The 17,470-nt window shown below is 68.6% G+C and carries 15 protein-coding genes; 11 read left to right on the top strand and 4 right to left on the bottom strand.

Annotated elements, in window-relative coordinates; genetic code table 11:
* Nucleotides 1–57: 57 nt before the first annotated feature.
* Entirely contained in the window at nt 58–2,706 is a 2,649-nt protein-coding gene (locus AB0E69_RS10730; protein WP_360142566.1) for a hypothetical protein, read from the bottom strand.
* An 86-nt stretch (nt 2,707–2,792) separates the two neighbouring features.
* A complete protein-coding gene (locus tag AB0E69_RS10725) occupies nt 2,793–3,788 on the bottom strand; it encodes an aldo/keto reductase (protein ID WP_360142564.1) in 996 nt (331 codons plus the stop codon).
* Between the two features lie 52 nt (nt 3,789–3,840).
* Here AB0E69_RS10725 and AB0E69_RS10720 point away from each other — a divergent pair, with 52 nt between their 5' ends.
* The 8 genes from AB0E69_RS10720 (at nt 3,841) to AB0E69_RS10685 (ending at nt 11,337) form a co-directional block, all read left to right on the top strand.
* Complete coding sequence (locus AB0E69_RS10720) at nt 3,841–4,860, top strand: alcohol dehydrogenase catalytic domain-containing protein (protein WP_360142562.1); 1,020 nt, start codon at nt 3,841–3,843, stop codon at nt 4,858–4,860.
* The gene (locus tag AB0E69_RS10715; protein ID WP_360142560.1) at nt 4,857–5,618 is read left to right on the top strand and encodes an SDR family oxidoreductase; all 762 of its coding nucleotides are present in this window, start codon (nt 4,857–4,859) and stop codon (nt 5,616–5,618) included. The genes AB0E69_RS10720 and AB0E69_RS10715 overlap by 4 nt, the downstream gene beginning before the upstream one ends.
* A gap of 122 nt (nt 5,619–5,740) precedes the next feature.
* A complete protein-coding gene (locus AB0E69_RS10710; protein WP_360142558.1) occupies nt 5,741–7,111 on the top strand; it encodes an ABC transporter substrate-binding protein in 1,371 nt (456 codons plus the stop codon).
* 1 nt (nt 7,112) lies between these two features.
* Nucleotides 7,113–8,054: a sugar ABC transporter permease gene (locus AB0E69_RS10705; RefSeq protein WP_360142556.1), complete on the top strand. Its 942-nt coding sequence runs from the start codon at nt 7,113–7,115 to the stop codon at nt 8,052–8,054.
* 2 nt (nt 8,055–8,056) lie between these two features.
* Entirely contained in the window at nt 8,057–8,959 is a 903-nt protein-coding gene (locus AB0E69_RS10700; RefSeq protein ID WP_360142554.1) for a carbohydrate ABC transporter permease, read from the top strand.
* A 28-nt stretch (nt 8,960–8,987) separates the two neighbouring features.
* Nucleotides 8,988–10,169 (top strand): mandelate racemase/muconate lactonizing enzyme family protein, encoded by a 1,182-nt coding sequence (locus AB0E69_RS10695; protein ID WP_360142552.1) that lies wholly within the window; start codon nt 8,988–8,990, stop codon nt 10,167–10,169.
* Nucleotides 10,166–10,504 (top strand): L-rhamnose mutarotase, encoded by a 339-nt coding sequence (locus AB0E69_RS10690; protein WP_360142550.1) that lies wholly within the window; start codon nt 10,166–10,168, stop codon nt 10,502–10,504. The genes AB0E69_RS10695 and AB0E69_RS10690 overlap by 4 nt, the downstream gene beginning before the upstream one ends.
* Nucleotides 10,501–11,337: an amidohydrolase family protein gene (locus AB0E69_RS10685; protein ID WP_360142548.1), complete on the top strand. Its 837-nt coding sequence runs from the start codon at nt 10,501–10,503 to the stop codon at nt 11,335–11,337. The genes AB0E69_RS10690 and AB0E69_RS10685 overlap by 4 nt, the downstream gene beginning before the upstream one ends.
* On the opposite strand, the gene AB0E69_RS10680 is transcribed toward AB0E69_RS10685, so the two are convergent.
* The gene (locus AB0E69_RS10680; RefSeq protein ID WP_360142546.1) at nt 11,322–12,104 is read right to left on the bottom strand and encodes a FadR/GntR family transcriptional regulator; all 783 of its coding nucleotides are present in this window, start codon (nt 12,102–12,104) and stop codon (nt 11,322–11,324) included. The two genes, AB0E69_RS10685 and AB0E69_RS10680, sit on opposite strands and share 16 nt — an antisense overlap.
* A 274-nt stretch (nt 12,105–12,378) precedes the next feature.
* Here AB0E69_RS10680 and AB0E69_RS10675 point away from each other — a divergent pair, with 274 nt between their 5' ends.
* Genes AB0E69_RS10675 through AB0E69_RS10665 form a run of 3 tightly spaced genes read left to right on the top strand, consistent with a single transcriptional unit; the run spans nt 12,379 to nt 14,615 of the window.
* Nucleotides 12,379–13,230 (top strand): glycosyltransferase family 2 protein, encoded by an 852-nt coding sequence (locus AB0E69_RS10675; RefSeq protein WP_360142544.1) that lies wholly within the window; start codon nt 12,379–12,381, stop codon nt 13,228–13,230.
* Nucleotides 13,227–13,955 (top strand): polysaccharide deacetylase family protein, encoded by a 729-nt coding sequence (locus AB0E69_RS10670; protein ID WP_360142542.1) that lies wholly within the window; start codon nt 13,227–13,229, stop codon nt 13,953–13,955. The genes AB0E69_RS10675 and AB0E69_RS10670 overlap by 4 nt, the downstream gene beginning before the upstream one ends.
* 15 nt (nt 13,956–13,970) lie before the next feature.
* Nucleotides 13,971–14,615 (top strand): alpha/beta hydrolase-fold protein, encoded by a 645-nt coding sequence (locus AB0E69_RS10665; protein ID WP_360142540.1) that lies wholly within the window; start codon nt 13,971–13,973, stop codon nt 14,613–14,615.
* Between the two features lie 7 nt (nt 14,616–14,622).
* Here AB0E69_RS10665 and AB0E69_RS10660 read toward each other — a convergent pair whose 3' ends face one another.
* A complete protein-coding gene (locus tag AB0E69_RS10660) occupies nt 14,623–17,457 on the bottom strand; it encodes an AAA family ATPase (RefSeq protein WP_360142538.1) in 2,835 nt (944 codons plus the stop codon).
* Nucleotides 17,458–17,470 lie beyond the last annotated feature (13 nt).

Below are 17,470 nucleotides of genomic sequence, written 5' to 3'. Positions count from 1 at the left end.
TCAACGCCAGCAGGCCTTCCGCGCGGGGAGCGGAAGGCCTGCGGTGGTGGTTGGGGGTCAGCTGGTGAAGGTCACCGCGTCGAACTGGTTAATGGCGGACTGGGTGACGTCGTGTGAGGTGGAGAAGATTCCGGCGTCCTGTTGGGTGGCGGCCGAGGGCAGGGTGACCGAGGTTCCGATCGGGACGTAGTTCTTGCCGTCGTAGGAGTACGCGGCGCTGTACGACGTACCGGATCGGGTGAGTTGCACCCAGACAGGGCGGTAGTTGTCGACCGACGCGCGGGCGTCGGTGTCCAGGTAGCCGTCGCCGTTGGCGTCCCACTCGAAGACGACGCCGTTGCGGGCGGTGGCGGCGACGACTGCGTACCCGGCGGAGGATCCGGCCTTCGTGAGGTCGTTGCGGACCATGATTCCGGACTTGGCCCACACGTTGGCGTCATTGATCGAAACCACCCGCGTGGAGACGCTCGCCTGCGGACCGAACGAGCCCGCCCGGTAGATCGAGGCGAACTGGTCGTCGTGCTGACCGCCCGCGCCCCAGACGTCGGCGCCGGCGGCCGCGATCCCGAACACCCCGTCGTTCTGGCCGGTGTACGAGCTGACCGCGGACGCCCCGGTGGTGGCGAACCCGGAGGCGACCGGAGCAGGGACCGAGCAGCCGGTGAAGCCGAACTGGTTGGCGTTGAGCGACGTCCGGTACTGCGGTGCGACCCCCGCGGCACAGATCACGTCACGCGCGCCGGCGGGCCAGTTGGCGCCGCTGATCTTCACGTTGTTGATCAGCTTGTTGTTGTGGGCCGCGGCGTTCGGCGCGGAGACTCCACCGGAGTTGTACCAGTTGTTCTGGATGACGTTGTCGCTGGTGTTGTTGCGCAGGCTGCCCGCGTTGGTGAAGACGAACGAACCGCCCTGGACCACGTTGTTCTCGTACGTCATCGAGCGTGAACCCTCGTCGAGGTACAGCCCGACACCGGAGATGTTGAACAGGTAGTTCTTGCTGACCACTGCGCCGGGGTTCGCCGACAGGTTGTAGACCGAGCCGCCGTCGGCGAAGCGTGCCTTCGTGTTGTGGACGAGGTTGCCCTCGACCTGGGTGTCCTTGAGCGTGGTCGGCGTCGAGTACTTGGGGTTCCAGTTGTAGTAGCCGCGGTCGACGTAGTCGTTCGACCCGCCCGCGTCGTTGATACCCCAGCCGTAGCCGGTGTCGATGCCGTCGTACGGGACGTTGGAGACCTCGTTGTGGAGGATCCGGGCGCCGGTGACGTAGGTGCTGAGGATGCCGCTGTTGTCCTTGTAGTCCACTCCGACCCGGTTGATCGTGTTGTTCTCGATCAGGACGTCCTGGTTGGTCATCCGCGGGTCGCTCGGGTGGTGCGCGTCGGGCAGTACGCCGCCGACCGCGACGCCGTGCCCGCTGTTCTCCACGAAGCGGTTGCCGACGACATCGATATCGCTGGCGCCGAGGCCGACCCCGGTCACGGTGGCGTTCGCGTCGTTGCCGATCCCGAGCGCCGACTGGCCGAGGTTGGTGAACGTGTTCCCGGAGAACGAGATGCGGCTGGCGGCCGACACCTGCACCGCGGCGGGTTCCTGGTACCAGCTGGTGCGCGCCCGTTCGAACATCTCACAACCGCGCGAGCAGCTCGTGAAGGCGTCGGCGGGGCGGTAGTCGTAGGTGCCCTTGATGAACAGGCCGTTCTGCTGGTCGGCATACCCGTCGACGGACGGGCCGAGCCACGACGTCCCGGAGAACTGGATGCCCTCGAAGGTGAGCCCGGTGACCGGCTGGTCGTAGGTGCCCCCAACGCTGATGAGCGACTGCAGCCGCGGGAGCTCGACGTCGAGCTGGTTCGGGTCCACGCCGTCGGCCGGCTTGTAGTAGAGCTTGCCGCCGGTCGGGTCGAGGTACCACTGACCGACCTGGGTGAGGAAGCTCAGCGAGTTGTCGAGGTACCAGCTCGGCCCCGCCAGGAAGGACCGCTGGACCGTGTCCCAGCCCCAGGTGTTGTTGTTCCAGGCCGGCTGCGCCATCGTGATCTCGGTCGCGCTGATGCTCTGGACCGGCGAGTACCGGTTGGTGAAGTCACCCAGCGACTCGAACTCGATCCGGGACTGGTCCGGAAGGTTCGCGAGGTAGCTCAGGGCAGGGTTCTTGAGGGTGAGGCCCGTTGCCGTGGGCGTGACGTCGGCGTTGGCGAGCCGGATGGACGCACGCGGCGCGATCACACCGTTCACGTACAGCTGACGGGTGTCGAGTCCGGTCGGGGTGCTCGCCTCCCAGATCCCCGGTCCGGCGTCGGACTTTGCCCAGCCGGTGACCTGCGAAGCGCCGGTGATGACGGGATGAGTGTCCGGCGCGGCAGTCCAGCGGACAGTGTGGTCGCCGCCGCTGTCCTCGGCCCCGAACCGGAGCGGAGCAGCGAGGCGGTAGTTGCCATCGGCAAGTTGTACGGTCACGTCCCCGTGCTTCACGGCCGGCCGGATCACCTTCTGCGCCCGCTCCAGCGAACACGGCTTGGCCTGGCTGCAGTGTCCGGAGTCCTTGCCGTCCGGCGCTGCGTAGTACATCGTCGCGGGCGAGGCCTGCGCACTCAGCGGGCTGAGGGCCGAGGCGATGACGGCGCCGGCGCCGAGCAGCGCGAGGACTGCCGATCTGCGGAACCCGGGTGTGGTCATCGAGCGTCGCGATGCAGACGTCAATGTCATGTTCGATCGCTTCCTGTTGAAGGGGGCGTCGATACCCCGGAACAGAGTTAGCATACGTATGATGTTTGCGACAAGAGGTCGTACGCCTACTTCGTCCGGGCCGGGTCGGGAGCGAGGCCGTTCGCGTCGAGTTCTTCCCACAGCGACTCCGGGATCTCTTGCTGGTAGCGGATCGCGGTACTCCGAACGTGTTCCTCGGTGCGCATCCCGGTGACCACGGAGACGATCGCGGGATGACGCAGGGGGTACTGGATCGCTGCCGCGGGAAGGCTTACGCCATGCCGTTCGCAGGTCTCGGCGACACGTTCGGCTCGGTCGACGACGGCGGTCGGTGCGCGTCCATAGTCGTAGTACGCCGAGCTGTCCGGTGTCGCCGTACTGAGGAGGCCGGAGTTGTAGACCGCCGCGGCGACAACACCGACACCGCGCTCGTGCGCGATCGGCAGCAGGTCGGCAAGGGCCGACTGGTCGAGCAGGGTGAACCGTCCGGCGACCATGACCACGTCGACGTCCGTCCGCCGGACGAACTCGGCCAGCATCGCCGACTGGTTCATGCCGGCGCCGATCGCACCGACAACGCCCTGATCCCGCAGCTGCACCAGGGCTGCGACCCCGCTGGACGCGGCCGCGTCCCAATGGTCGTCCGGATCGTGCAGGTAGGCGATGTCGAGCCGATCCGTACCAAGCCTGGCCAGCGACTGCTCCACGGAACGGAGGATCCCGTCCCGGCTGAAGTCCCAGACGCGTCTCTTGGCCGCAGGTACGACGAACCCGTCGTCGTCGAGCCGGTCGGCCGTCTCCGGGCTGTCGACCAGCAGACGCCCCACCTTCGACGAGACGAGAACGTCGGCGGTGAGGCCGTCCAGTGCATGTCCGAGCCGGTGTTCGGAGAGACCCAGGCCGTAGTGCGGTGCGGTGTCGAAGTAGCGGATCCCCTCGTCGAGCGCTGCCGTGACGGCGCGGGTCGCCTGCTCGTCGGTCGTTTCCATGAACAGGTTGCCGAACTGGGCCGCACCCAGCCCGAGCTCGGTGAGGTGGTGGCCGCTGCGCAGCGGCCTGGTGGCAAGTGGGGGTCTGGACATGTTTTCAGCATACGTATTATGTTTGCGGTTCTGCAGCGAGGAGGAAACAGGGATGTTCGCGGTGAACTATGTGGGTGACCGGACGATGACGCTCGAGGAGCGGGCACCGGCCGAGCTGCGCGCGGGCGAGGTCCGTATCGCGGTGGCGTATGTCGGCATCTGTGGCACCGACCTGCACGTGTTCCACGGCGACCTGGACGGCCGCGTCCGCACGCCGGCGACCATCGGGCACGAGATGTCGGGCACGATCGCCGAGGTCGGTGCCGGCGTGGACGGCTGGTCGGTCGGGGAGCCGGTGACCGTGATGCCGCTCGTCTGGGACGGCAGCTGTCCCGCCTGCCGTGCCGGGAACGAGCACATCTGCCAGCACCTGGACTTCATCGGAATCGACAGCCCTGGGGCTCTGCAGCAGTACTGGAACGTGCCGGCGTCGACCCTGGTGCGACTGCCGTCCGAGGTGTCGCTGCGAGATGCCGCGCTGGTGGAGCCGGTAGCGGTCGCGGTCCACGACGTACGGCGGTCAGAGCTTGCGCCGGGAGACAAGGCCGTCGTCATCGGGGCAGGCCCGATCGGTGTGTTGATCGCGACCGTCGCCGCCGCGTTCGGTGCTGACGTCGTGATCGCGGAGATCGACGCTGCCCGCCGGGCCACCGCGGCAGAACTCGGACTCGCGACGCTGGACCCTTCGGCGGTGGATCAGACCGCCTGGGTGGAAGAGTGGACAAGTGGGGCGGGCGCCGACGTCGTCTTCGAGGTCTCGGGCGCTGCCGCCGCCGTTCGGGCTGCCACCGATCTGGTCAAGGTTCGCGGGACCCTCGTGGTGGTGGCCATCCATTCGCAACCGCGCCCGCTGGACCTGCACCGGGTGTTCTGGAGGGAGCTGCGGATCCTCGGGGCGCGGGTCTACCAGCGGCGGGACTTCGAGCGCGCCGCGGAACTCGTTGCCGATGGCACCATACCGGCGGAGCGACTGGTGACCGGTGTCGTACCGCTGGCCGAGGTTCAGGAGGCGTTCGGCGTCCTCGAGACCGGCCGCGCGATGAAGCTGCTCGTCGAGCTGAACGCCTCATGAACGCGTTCGATCTGACTGGGCGTCTCGCGGTGGTGACGGGCGCGAAGCGGGGCATCGGTTTCGCTGTCGCCGAGGCGCTGGCGGCTGCCGGTGCCGACATCGTCGGGGTTTCGGCCACTCTCGACCCCGCGTCGTCCGCGATCGGGGACCGCGTGCGTCAGCTCGGTCGCCACTTCACGGGGTACCGCGTGGACTTTGCCGACCGCACCCAGGTGATCGAGTTCGCCGAGACGCTCGCCGCGGACGATCGCCGGGTGGACGTGCTGGTCAACAACGCCGGAACCATCCGCCGCGCGCCGGCCGCGGAGCATCCGCTCGACTGGTTCGACGAGGTGCTCGAGGTCGATCTCACCAGCGCGTTCGTGCTCAGTCAGATCCTCGGGCGGCGGATGGTGCAGGCGGAGTACGGACGGATCGTCTTCACCGCTTCGCTGTTGTCGTTCCAGGGCGGTATCAACGTGCCGGGCTACGCAGCCGCCAAGTCCGGTGCGGCGGGGCTGGTCCGCGCGCTGTCCAACGAGTGGGCGGGTCGCGGCGTGACGGTGAACGGCATCGCTCCCGGCTACATCGCCACCGACAACACGCAGGCGCTCCAGGACGACCCCGACCGCTCACGCGCCATCCTCGAGCGGATCCCTGCGGGCCGATGGGGTACGGCGGAGGACGTCGCCGGCGCGGCCGTCTACCTGGCCTCGGACGCCGCCCGCTACGTCACCGGGGCGATCCTTCCGGTCGACGGCGGCTGGCTCGCCCGCTGACCCGTCGCAGCGCGCATTTTCGTGCGCTCGCAGCCATGGTGAAACGTCATACGTATGCTCTATAGTCTGCCCTCAAGATCCACACCGGCTCGTCAACGGAGTCGCCAAGACAAGGACATCTCATGGTCGGAATCCACAACGGGGTTCGCCGCCGCAGGTCGGCGCTGGGCGTCGCCGGGGCCTGCGCAGTCACCGCGGTCCTGGCTCTCGCCGGATGCGGAAGCGGTACCAGCTCCGCGGCCGGGTCGTACGGCTTCCCCGAAGCCAAGCAGGACACGTCGTCGACGATCACCGTCTGGGTGGACGCGGACCGGCAGGCCGCTGCGAAGGCGTTCCAGAAGGCCAACCCGGACACGAAGATCCAGGTCGTCGCCTACGACGGGTCGGCGAACGGGTCGAATTCGTTCCGGACGAAGACGCAGCTGTTCGACCGGGCCGGCAGCGGCTGGCCCGACGTCGTGTTCTCCACGCAGAACAACGACGCGGCGTGGGCCAGTCAGAAGAGTGGTGGTAAGGACGCCTTCGCGGCCGTGCTGGACAAAGGTCTGGTTCCTGGTGACACGCTCGCGAAGTTCACTCAAGGCTCGCTCAACCCGTGCACGGTGGACGGCCATGTGTACTGCGTCCGCAACGACCTCGCCCAGGCCGTGCTCTGGTACAACAAGAAGCTGCTGGACCAGTTCGGGTACGCCGTCCCGACCACCTGGGAGGAGTACCAGGCGCTCGGGGAGAAGGTGGCCAAGCAGCATCCCGGCTACATCATCGGCACCGCCGGCGACGCCTGGACGCCAGAGGTCTTCATGTGGGCCAGCAAGTGCCAGGCCAACGGCATCACCGGACCCAAGGCGGTCACGGTCAAGACGGACTCCACGGAGTGCAAGCGGGCGGCCGGGATGCTCGACACGCTCCGCGGGAACGGCACCGTCCCCGTCGTGAGCGTCTTCACCCCGGAGTTCGTGAAGAAGTACGCCGGCAAGGTGCTGATGATGCCCGGCCCGGCCTGGTACGCCGGGGCGATCTTCAACAACCCGCAGTCCCTGAACGTGCCGGCCGGCCAGCTCGGCATCGCCGCGCCGCTGCCGTGGAAGGGTGAGGACAAGGCTGTCACCGGCAACGTGGGTGGCGGCACCTGGTTCATCTCCAGCCACTCCAAGAACCTCGCCGCGGCCGAGAAGTTCGTCCAGTTCGTCACGACCGCCGACGACTACCAGGTGAACGTCGCACCGGGGTACCCCGCGTACGCACCAGCGGCGGAGAAGTGGGTCGCGAAGCAGGAGTCCGCCAAGTACTTCGCGACCTCGCTGCAGCCGATCGTCACCGCGGCCTCACAGGTGTGGGACGGCTGGGGCTACGGCGTCTTCAGCCAGGAAGCGATCTGGGCGAAGACGATGACGACGGCGATCACCGGTGGCAAGTCGATCGTCGAGCTGCTGCCGACGTGGCAGCAGGCAATCGAGAACCAGGCCAAGGTCAACGGATACTCGGTGAACTGACATGACCATCGCTCCACCGAGCGACCAGCTGACCGCCGGCGCCCCCGAGCGCCGGCGGCCGGCTCGGCCCGACGGACGAGCACCCGGCCGAACGCCGATCGGCTACGTCTTCGTCTCGCTCTACGCACTGCTCGCCCTGGCCTTCGGGGTGGTCCCTTCGCTGTACGCCGTGGTGCTCGCGTTCACCAACGCGGACGGCGGATTCGCCGGCCTCGGCAACTTCACGAAGGTCGTCGGGGACTTCAGGTTCTGGCCGGCCGTGCTCCACGTGACCATCTACCTCGTCATCTGGCTCGTCGGGCTCGTGGTCTTCGTCGTGGGTCTGGCCTTGATCGTCCACGCCGTACGGGTCCGTTGGGCGAGCACAGCTCTGCGGTTTGTCTACTACCTCCCAGGCGCTCTCGCCGGCGCGTCCAGTGTGCTGCTCTGGCTGTTCGTCCTCGACCCCACCGCCAGTCCGGTCAGCGGGTTGCTCCGGGGGCTCGGGTTCGACAGCTTCGTCGCGGTCATCCAGCCCGGGAACCTGCCGGCGATCTTCGCGATCATCGCGTTCTGGACCGGAGCCGGTGGCTGGATCGTCATCATGTACGGCGCGCTGAACAACATCAGCACGGAGATGCTCGAGGCGGCCCAGGTCGACGGCGCGAGCGCCATACAGATCGCGCTGCGGATCCAGCTGCCGATGCTCCGCAAGTGGATCGCGTACATGGGCGTCATGTCCCTCGCGGCCGGCACGCAGCTGTTCGTCGAGCCGCAGTTGCTCAGCCAGGCCAGCAATGCAGTGGTCCCCAACGACTACTCGCTGAACCAGCTCGCCTACCAGTACGCGTTCCAGCAGAACGACTTCAACGGTGCGGCCGCCATCTCCCTGATCCTGCTGGTCGTCGCGCTCCTGCTGTCCTGGGTGTTCGTGACCCGCGGCGGCCTCTTCGACAAGGAATGAATATGTCGGCTCTCTCCAGTGAACGCCGCCGCGCGAACCTCCGCGGGTGGAGCGGGCGCTCGATCGCGGGCGTCGTGGTGACGCTGTTCGTCCTGTTCTTCGCGATCCCGATCGTCTGGCTGCTCTTCGCGGTCACCAAGTCCGCCAAGGCGCTGACCGTCTCGAACCCGTTCTCGGTGGGTTCGTGGGGTGACTTCGTCGCCAACTGGAACCAGTTGTTCGACTTCCAGGACGGCGCGGTCACGACCTGGATCGGCAACTCGGCGGTCTATGCCGTCGGCGCGCTGGTGATCACGCTCGTCGCGGGCATCCCCGCCGGCTACGCGCTCGCGCTCACCGAGTTCAAGCTGCGCCGGGCACTCCTGGTGCTGACCCTGGTCGTGATGCTCATCCCCAGCACCGCGCTGGTGCTGCCGATCTTCCTGGAGCTGAACAGCGTCGGCCTGATCGGCAGTCCGCTGTCGGTGATCCTGCCGATGTCGTTCTTCCCGTTCGGCGTCTACCTGACCTACATCTACTTCTCGACGAGCATCCCCCGGGACCTGCTCGCGGCGGCCCGCATCGACGGGTGCAGCGAGTTGCAGGTCTTCTCCCGGGTCGCGCTGCCGCTGGCCGCGCCGATCGTTGCCCTGGTCGCCTTCTTCAGCTTCGTGCAGAACTGGAACAACTTCTTCCTGCCGTTCGTGATGCTGCCCTCCAGTGACGGCTACCCCGTGCAGGTCGGACTCACGTCGCTGCTGGCCGCGACCCCCGCGTTCAACCCCAGTTCGGCAGGATCGGACTCCATCCAGTTGCCCACCCTGGCGCTGGCGACGATCGTGTCGATCCTGCCGGTACTGATCGTCTTCCTCTTCTCCCAACGCTTCCTGGTTGCGGGAATGACAGCGGGAGGGACCAAGGAATGACTGTTCCGGCACTCAAGGAGAACCACCTATGAAGATCACTGGCTATCGCAGCCTGACCACGGTGCACGACTGGGGCAGAGTCACCGGCGACGTCAACGGCGTACAGAGCGGCAACACCACTCCGGTCCCCGTGCTCGTCATAGAGACCGACGCCGGGATCGAAGGAGTCGGTGTCGGCCCGCACGCCGACATCGCCCGCGTCTTTCCGGCCGTCGAGGGTGAGGACCCACGATCGGTTGTGGCGCTTTATGACCGAATGCTCGACTGGGTGTTCAAAACCGGTCATTCGGGACCGGTGTTCGGCACGATCGGAGCCGTCGACACGGCGCTGTGGGACCTCAAGGCCAAGGCGGCCGACGAGCCGCTCTGGCGGACCCTCGGGGCGCGCGAACGCTTCGTCCCCGGCTACGCCTCCGGCCTCGAGTACGGTCTGACCGACGAGGAGCTCGGCGAGCTGTACGGCCGGTTCGCGGCCCGCGGGTTCAAGGCGGGCAAGCTCAAGGGCGGCCGTGACCTGGACCGTGACCTGCCCCGGCTGGAGATCGTCCGGGACGTGCTCAGCCGGAACTCCCGCCGGCCCGCGCTCATGTTCGACGCCAACGAGTCGTGGAACCAGGCGCAGGCGACCCGGTACGTGGCGGCCATCGAGGAGCGGATGGACCTCACCTGGGTGGAGGAGCCGCTACGGCGCTGGGACGCTGCCGGAATGGCCGCCCTGCGCGGGAAGGTGCGTGCGGCCATTGCCAGCGGCGAGAACCTCACCGGCCTCGAGCAGTACCGTCCGCTGCTCGACGCCAAGGCCGTCGACATCGTCCAGGTGGGCAACGTGTGGGGAATCACCCACTTCCTCCGGGTGGCGACGCTGGCGCACGGTCACGACCTCCCGGTGAGCCCGGTCGCGTACAACACGAACCCGATCGCCCACGCGGCCGCCGCCGTACCGAACCTGCTGACCTACGAGGTCCAGGACCTGCACTTCCCGGTCGGTCTGGACGTCGACCAGGAGTTCGACGACGGCGGGATCATCCTGGGCGACCGCCCCGGGATCGGCATCGTGGTGCACGAGTCGCAGCTGTCACCGGCAGGTTCCGCCGCGGCCGATCCGGGACCGGCAGGTCCACACATCCGGCCCGGGCGCGCTGCATTGCGGCTCGTGGCCGAGCCGGACGTGATCGACGTTCCCGCCGTACCGCTGAGGCCGGTCTCGTGACGCGCCCGCCGGAACGCCGGGCGTTCGTCGTCGGGGTGCGGCCCGAGAAGCGCGAGGAGTACCTGACGTTGCACAGCGCGGTCTGGCCGGGCGTCGAGCAGAAGCTCGTCGAGTGCAACATTCGCAACTACAGCATCTTCGTCTTCGGCGACATCTTGTTCGCGTACTACGAGTACGTCGGCGACGACCACGACGCCGACATGCGACGGATCGCGGACGACCCGGTCTCGCAGGAGTGGTGGACGCACACCGATCCGTGCCAGGTGCGGATCGCCGAAGAGCGCAATCCGGGCGCTTTGTGGCAGCCCATCGACGAAGTGTGGCACCTCGAATGAGCCTGGGGATCGACGCGCACGTGCACCTGTGGGACCGGGCGCTGGACCCGCAGGACTGGATCGATCCGCGGACCATGGCGCCGATCGCGCGCGACTTCGGCACGGCCGACCTGAAGGAGATGCTCGCCTCGACAGGTCTCGATCGTGCGATCGTCGTCCAGTCGAGCAACAGCCTGGAAGAGAGCGTCCGGCTGGCCCAACTGGATTCGTCGGTGGTCGCGGGCGTCGTCGGGTGGGTCGATCTCACCGCGGACGTCGCTGCGCAGCTCGAGCGGATCCACCGACCTGCTGCCGTACCCGTTGTGGGCGTGCGGCATCTGGCGCACATCGATCCAGATCCGGAGTGGTTGTTGCGGGACGATGTTGCGCAGGGCTTCGCCGTACTCGATCGCGAGGGGCTCTGCTTCGACCTCGTCGTCCGCGATTGGCAACTGTCTCAGGCGGCGCTGGTGAGCGGTCGTCACGAGGAGCTGCAGTTCATCCTCGATCACCTGGGTGGTCCGCCGCCTCCCGGGGAGGACACCACGGCGTGGGCAGCCGGCCTGCGGGAGCTCGCTCGCCGACCGAACGTCGTCGCGAAGGTGTCGGGTCTTGTGTCCGGTCTGGCGCCGGGGTCCTGGCGTGCCGAGGATCTTGCCGATCGGGTGCTGATCGCGCTCGAGGCGTTCGGGCCGGATCGCCTGCTGTACGGGTCCGACTGGCCGCTGGCGGAACTCGGCGGGGGAGCAGTGGCCTGGAAGGCCGCTGCGGACAGCTTGTTCAGTGGGCTGTCGGCGGCGGAGCGGGCGCGGGTGTTCGGCGGCAACGCTGCCGAGGTCTACTGCTTTTTCTGACTCCGCTTGCGCCCGCGCGGTCGGGGAGCGTGGTCGGACAGCCGGCGGCGCTCCCACGACCCGTGGATGTGGTCGTGCATCGCCTTCTCGGCGGCCGCGCCGTCCTTGCGCGCGATCGCCTTCACGATCGCTTCGTGCTCCTTGAGCGTGACCGCTACCGCGTCGGGCGGGTTGATGCCCTGGTACCGGCTGGACTCGACGGCCCGTTTGTAGACCTGCTTGGCGATGTTCTCCGCCAGCCGGTTGCCGGAGATCTCCATCACCGCGTAGTGGAAGATCACGTCCGCCTGCCGGAACGAGTCCGTTTCCGACTCGCTCTCCCGCATGGCTGTCAACGCGTTCTCGAGCCGCCTGAGCTCTTCCGCGGTGTGAGCGCCGGCGACAGCTTTGGCCATCGCCGACTCGAGGCTCGCGCGCACGATCGTCAGCTCGTCGAGGACGCCGAGGCTCTCGTCGTTGTCGATCAAGGCCGACAGCACCACCGGATCGAGCATGTTCCAGTAGCCCGGCGCCCGCACCTGCGTGCCCCGACCCTGCGAGACGGTCACCAGACCCTTCTCCTCGAGCCGCTTCACCGACTCACGCAACACCGTCCGGCTGACGCCGAAGTGCTCGCTCAGCGGCCCTTCCGGCGGCAGCAGATCGCCCTCCTTCAACCGCCCGGTCACAATCAGGTCCACGAGCTCGGCCACCACCGACACCCCGAGCCGCCCCACCGGAAGCCGCCGCGGAATCAACCGCGTAGCAGGAATCGACTCGTTCGCCATACGTGTGATCTTACCGTCGCACACCGCCCAGCCGGTGGAGCGCCGCCGACGAACGCCGGCGTTGGGGGGTTAACCCAACTCCGAATACGGGAGCTAGCACCATCGTTGGTTGGGGGGTGGGTTTCTAGCGTGGGGGCATGTCGTTAGTATCGCGGTTCCGCCTTGACGGTTTTGCCTGTTGTTGGGGTGGGGTTCACCCAAGCCAGCATCCGGGCGGCACGCTGGTCGTGTTCGTGGCCAGGTCTGGTTGGAGCCCTACGGAAGGACGCGCGAGATGAGCGTGGATCGTGCGCCCAGGTTCACTGTGGTGATCCCGGCATACAACGAGGAGCGGTTCATCGGAGACTGCCTGCGCTCGCTCGCGCTGCAGGACTTCGCGGGTGAGTACGAAGTGGTTGTGGTTGACAACAACTGCACCGACGGTACGGCGGAGATCGCCCGGCAGCACGGTGCGGTCGTCGTCGCGGAGGCGCAGCCGGGTGTCTGTCCGGCTCGGCATCGGGGGAGTGTGGCGGCCCGGGGTGAGATCGTGGTGTCGAGCGATGCGGACACGGTCTTCGACGCCGGCTGGCTGTCCCGGATCGACCAGAGCTTTCGGCGGGAGCCTGATCGAGTGGCGGTGGCGGGTCCCTGCCGGTATGTCGGTGGCCCGTGGTGGGGCCGGGTGTATGCCGGCATTCTGTTCGAGCTGGTGCACTTCGTGTACCGGCTGACTGGGCGCGTCCTCTACGTCACCGCGACCAACATCGCGTTCCGCAAGGACGCGTGGTCGGGGTACGACCTGAGAGGCACGCAAGGGGCTGACGAGCTCGGGTTGCTCTGTCAGTTGCGAGCTCGCGGCCGGGTGACCTTCGACCGGACGAATCCCACCTTCACCTCGGCGCGGCGGTTGACGCGCGGGCTGGTGTACAACCTCGTGGTGTCGTGGTTCTTCTACTACGCGCTCGCTGTCACCTTGAACCGCGTCACCGGCCGACCGCTGATCGGCACGGCACCCGCCTTCCGGAACTCCGACCGGCCGCGGTTCCGCGCGCGGCTGGTCGGCCTGGCCTGGCTGGCAGCGATCGTCGCGCTGACGCTCGTGGGGGCCGAGCTGGTCGAGAATTCGTGGGTGGCGAAACGATGAGGGCGCGCCGCCTCGCACCCCCGGCGCTGGCGGCCGCGGCCGTCGGTACGGCGTACTGGTTCATGATGTCGCCGTACTCGCAGACGATCGGCCCGTTCCCGTACCGCGGGCCTGCCGACCGCCGCCAGGTTGCGCTCACCTTCGACGACGGACCGAACGAGCCGTACACCTCGGAGCTCGCGGACTACCTCGAGCGCGAAGGCATCCCGGCCACCTTCTTCCAGGTCGGCCGCGCGGTCCAGCGTCACCCCGAGGTGACCAAGCGGCTCGTCGACGCCGGGCACGTGGTCGGCCTGCACGGTCACACCCACGAGTTCACGCAGTACCTGCGGCAACGCACGCTCGCCGCCGAGCTGGGCCAGGGCATGGCGGCCTTCGCCGAGCTCGGGATCCGCCCGGCGCTCTACCGACCACCCTGGCTGCTGCGGATCCCCGCCCTCCCCGGCCTGCTGAAACAGCACGGACTCCAGGTGATCTCCGGCGAGTTCTGCCACCTGCTCGAGGTCGCTCAACCCAGCCCAGAACGCATCGCCCGGCAAGCGCTTCGCACCACCCGCCCTGGCTCGATCACCATCTTTCACGACGGGTTCGACGGCAAAGGCGGCGACCGGGCCGCGACCGTCGCGGCCGTCAAACTGCTCGTCCCACGCCTCCGCGACCAGGGCTACGACTTCACCACCGTCGACGACCTCCTTGGCTTACCCGCCTATCAGGACGCCGGGTAGTGGTTGGATGGGGTGATGGACGGTGAGTTCGTAACCGAGACGTTCGAGTACGACGGTGGCCGGCAGGTGCGGGTGTACGTGCCGCCGGTCCCACCGGAGGTGGTGGTGTACGCCGGTGACGGGCAGTTGATCTCGCAATGGGGTCCGGATCTGGAGGCGGCCGACGTTCCGCCGACGATGGTGGTCGGCGCCTACCGCACGGACGATCCGGACGAGATGGCGCGCATCCACGAGTACTCGCCGTCGTTCGACGCCGAACGGTTCGCGGCGCACGAGCGGTTCTTCGTCGAGGACGTCCGCGGCTGGGTGCAGTCGCGTTTCGGCGTCGCGCTCCCCGCTGAAAGGACCGCGGTGTGTGGGGTGTCGGCGAGCGCCGAGCTCTCCTTGGCGATGGGCATGCGGCACCCAGACATCTTCGGCGCGGTCTTCGCCGCGTCACCGGGTGGCGGCTACCAACCGCCCGAAGAGTTGCCGAGCGCGCTGCCGCGCACCTACCTCCTGGCCGGCACGCTCGAGCCGTGGTTCATGGAGAACGCCGCCCGCTGGCGGGACGCACTGCAGGACGCCGACGCGGAGGTTGTCCTCACCGAGCGGGTCGGCGACCACGGCGACCCGTTCTGGCGGGAGGAGTTCCCGCGGATGGTGGCCTGGGCGTTCTAACAGATGCTCACGGTGTGATGAGGCCGGTGCGGTGGGCGGTGGTGGCGGCTTGGGTGCGGCTGCTGACGCCGAGCTTGGTCAGGATCCGCGCGACGTGGGTCGCGACGGTGTTCGTCGAGATGAACAGCTCGGCGGCGATGTCGGCGTTCGACAGCCCCCGCGTCAACGCCGCAAGGACGTCGAGCTCGCGCCGGGTCAGACCGAAGTCGTTGTCGACGGCAACCGGCGCGTCGTCGAGGTGAACCCGCGCGGTGAGCTGCTCGATCCGGCGTACCAGACCCTTGGCGCCGAGCCTGGTGGCCAGCTCGTGGGCTTCGTTCAGCCGCAGCCGGGCGCCGTACTGGTTGCTGGAGGCAAGCGCTGACTCGGCGCCGCAGATCAGCGCGGACGCGAGCTGGTACGGGTTCCCCGCGTCCCGCCACGCGGCCGCCACCCGGTCCCAGGCCGGCAGGTCGCCGGGGCCGGACAGCGCGTCGAACATGAGCTGGAGGACGGTGCCCTCCGGGGAGTCCTGCCGGAACCGCTCCATGATGGCGCTCAGCTCCGCCATCCGCTCGGCTGCCGCCGCCACGACGTTCCGGTCGCGCGGCGCCGCGGCAATCCGGGCGCGGACGACCTGTGCCCCGTGCACCGCGAGCCAGAGCCACATCGACGTGTTCCCGTTGAGCTCGACCGGATCGGCCAGCCGGGCGCCGACGAGCTCGTCGGCCCGATCGAGGTCGCCACCGGCCAGGAACCGGGTGATCGCGGTCAGGTCGGCGTCGAGCTGCACCGCGACCGCACCCGGATACTCCTTCAGGTACTTCGCACGCCGCGCCGCGACCTCGTCGTACCTGTCGAGGTCGCCGCGCTGGACGGCGATCGAGGCGATCACCTCCCACATGCCCGCCGCGTAGTACGGCGGCGGGTCGCTCGCCAGCGTGCCCTCCATGAGCTGCTCCGCCTCGTCCCACCGCCCGAGCCGCGCCAGCATGCGGGCGCAGTTGTTGGCAAGCATCGCCCCGCGGGTCCGCTCCAGTCCCGACCGCTGGGCGAGTTGATATCCCTGCGCGGCGATGTGCAACGAGTCGGCGTACCGGCCGGCGAATCCGAGGGAAGCAGCCTCCCACTGGTAGGCGGTCAGCAACGTCTCGCGGTCGCCGGCGCGTTCGGCGGCCCGGCGGCTGGCGGCGTACTGCTGCTGCGCCTGGTCGACCTCGCCGCCGGCGGCGAGGCAAAATCCCTCCGCCAGCAGGGCCGGAGCGCGCAGCGCGTCGTCGTCCAGGCGTTCGGCGATCTCGAGGGCCTCCGCGACGACATCGGACACCCGCTCGGGCTGCTCTGCCACGAGCCGGACGAACGCCAGGTCGGACAAGATGCCCGCCCGCAGCGCGTCGTCGCGGCCGGGTGGCACCAGGGCCAGCGCGGCCTCGATGTCCGTGTCGCCGCGAGCGTCGATGCGGTTCTGCGTCCGGCCGCGCAAGGACAGCAACCGCGCTCGGCGGTTCGCATCGTCGAGCCCGTCGAGGGCAGCGGTCGCATGCCGGAGGCCGTCCGCCGACCGTCCGGCGGAGAACGCCGCGAGCGCCGCTTGCTCGTGCACGGTGACGCGATCGACGCCGAGGTCGGCGCTGTCCCACAGATCCAGAACGCGCTCCAGCGAGTGGAGTTGCTCGTCGTAGGCGTACCGCCGACCGGCCTCTTGCGCTGAGCCCCACGCCGCGGGAAGGGCTAGTTCGGGGCGGCCCGCCGCGGCCCAGTGCGCGGCGACGACACCGGCCGCCTCCGGATCGTTGCCCAACTGCTCCGCCCAGCGCGTGTGGTACTCGCGACGCTCGCCCGGCAGCAGTTCGTCGTACACGACCTGGCGGATCAGGTCGTGCCGCAAACCGAACCTCAGATCGCGGACGACGATCTGGTCGTGCGCGATCAGCCGCCGCAGATCGTTCCGTACGTCGATCTCCGCGCGACCGACCACCGCACACAGCAGGTCCTCGGCGACGTCCGTGGACGCCACCGCCACGATCGCGAGGACCTCCTGCGCCGTCTGAGGCAGCTCGCTGACCCGGTGCCGGAGCATGGCCCGGAGGGTGTCCGGCATCGTCGTACCGCTGGTGCTCAAGGCTTCGACGAAGAGCGGGTTCCCGCTGCTGCGGTGATGGATCTCGCGGACCCGGACCGGATCCGGGCGGCTGCCCTCGATCGCGGCGACCAGGTCCGCGACCGCGGCCACGTCCAGCGCGGCGAGGCGGAGCTCGGTGACGTCGGCGCGGCGGCCGAGCTCGGCGATGATCCGCCGGTTCGGATGCGTCTCGGGCAGTGTGCCGCTACGGATCGTGCCGATCAGCAGAACCGGGAGGCTGGTCAGGTTCCGGGTGAGGTAGACGAAGAGCTCACGGCTGGAGGCGTCGGCCCACTGCAGGTCCTCGACCACGAGAACGACCGGTCGGTCGCGCGCGACCTCGCCGATGAGGAGCAGGAGCTCCTCGAACAGCCGGGTCCGGCCGAAGGGGATGTCCGGCGGCGCGAACCCGGGCAACCAGGCGGCGATGGCAGATCGATCCAGCGGCAGCAGCTCGTGCACGCGGTCGCGGCCGAGGTGGTCGACCAGCCGACGGAAGATACCGGCGAACGGGACGTACGGCGTCTCGTCGGACCCGAGCTCGAGACAGCCGCCGGTGAGGACCAGCGGGTCGCCGGGCAGGCCGGCCGTCGCGGTGCCGACGAGTCGGGACTTGCCGATCCCGGCCTCGCCGGACACGAGCACGGTGGCCGGCTCACGCCGTACCGCCTGGGCGTACGCCGCCTCGATCGCGGCCGTTTCCGGCCCCCGCGCCACGAAGACGGGACTCACGATCGACATGCTCGGTCCCTCC

The sequence above is a fragment of the Kribbella sp. NPDC026611 genome (assembly GCF_040638345.1).
Lineage (GTDB): Bacteria > Actinomycetota > Actinomycetes > Propionibacteriales > Kribbellaceae > Kribbella.
This window is presented reverse-complemented; position numbering and strand designations above follow the sequence as displayed.

Coding starts and splice junctions, on each gene's coding strand:
- AB0E69_RS10700 (WP_360142554.1), top strand. CDS start 8,057: ATGTCGGCTCTCTCCAGTGAACGCCGCCGCGCGAACCTCCGCGGGTGG.
- AB0E69_RS10715 (WP_360142560.1), top strand. CDS start 4,857: ATGAACGCGTTCGATCTGACTGGGCGTCTCGCGGTGGTGACGGGCGCG.
- AB0E69_RS10705 (WP_360142556.1), top strand. CDS start 7,113: ATGACCATCGCTCCACCGAGCGACCAGCTGACCGCCGGCGCCCCCGAG.
- AB0E69_RS10720 (WP_360142562.1), top strand. CDS start 3,841: ATGTTCGCGGTGAACTATGTGGGTGACCGGACGATGACGCTCGAGGAG.
- AB0E69_RS10685 (WP_360142548.1), top strand. CDS start 10,501: ATGAGCCTGGGGATCGACGCGCACGTGCACCTGTGGGACCGGGCGCTG.
- AB0E69_RS10730 (WP_360142566.1), bottom strand. CDS start 2,706: ATGACATTGACGTCTGCATCGCGACGCTCGATGACCACACCCGGGTTC.
- AB0E69_RS10675 (WP_360142544.1), top strand. CDS start 12,379: ATGAGCGTGGATCGTGCGCCCAGGTTCACTGTGGTGATCCCGGCATAC.
- AB0E69_RS10695 (WP_360142552.1), top strand. CDS start 8,988: ATGAAGATCACTGGCTATCGCAGCCTGACCACGGTGCACGACTGGGGC.
- AB0E69_RS10670 (WP_360142542.1), top strand. CDS start 13,227: ATGAGGGCGCGCCGCCTCGCACCCCCGGCGCTGGCGGCCGCGGCCGTC.
- AB0E69_RS10660 (WP_360142538.1), bottom strand. CDS start 17,457: ATGTCGATCGTGAGTCCCGTCTTCGTGGCGCGGGGGCCGGAAACGGCC.
- AB0E69_RS10725 (WP_360142564.1), bottom strand. CDS start 3,788: ATGTCCAGACCCCCACTTGCCACCAGGCCGCTGCGCAGCGGCCACCAC.
- AB0E69_RS10665 (WP_360142540.1), top strand. CDS start 13,971: ATGGACGGTGAGTTCGTAACCGAGACGTTCGAGTACGACGGTGGCCGG.
- AB0E69_RS10710 (WP_360142558.1), top strand. CDS start 5,741: ATGGTCGGAATCCACAACGGGGTTCGCCGCCGCAGGTCGGCGCTGGGC.
- AB0E69_RS10680 (WP_360142546.1), bottom strand. CDS start 12,104: ATGGCGAACGAGTCGATTCCTGCTACGCGGTTGATTCCGCGGCGGCTT.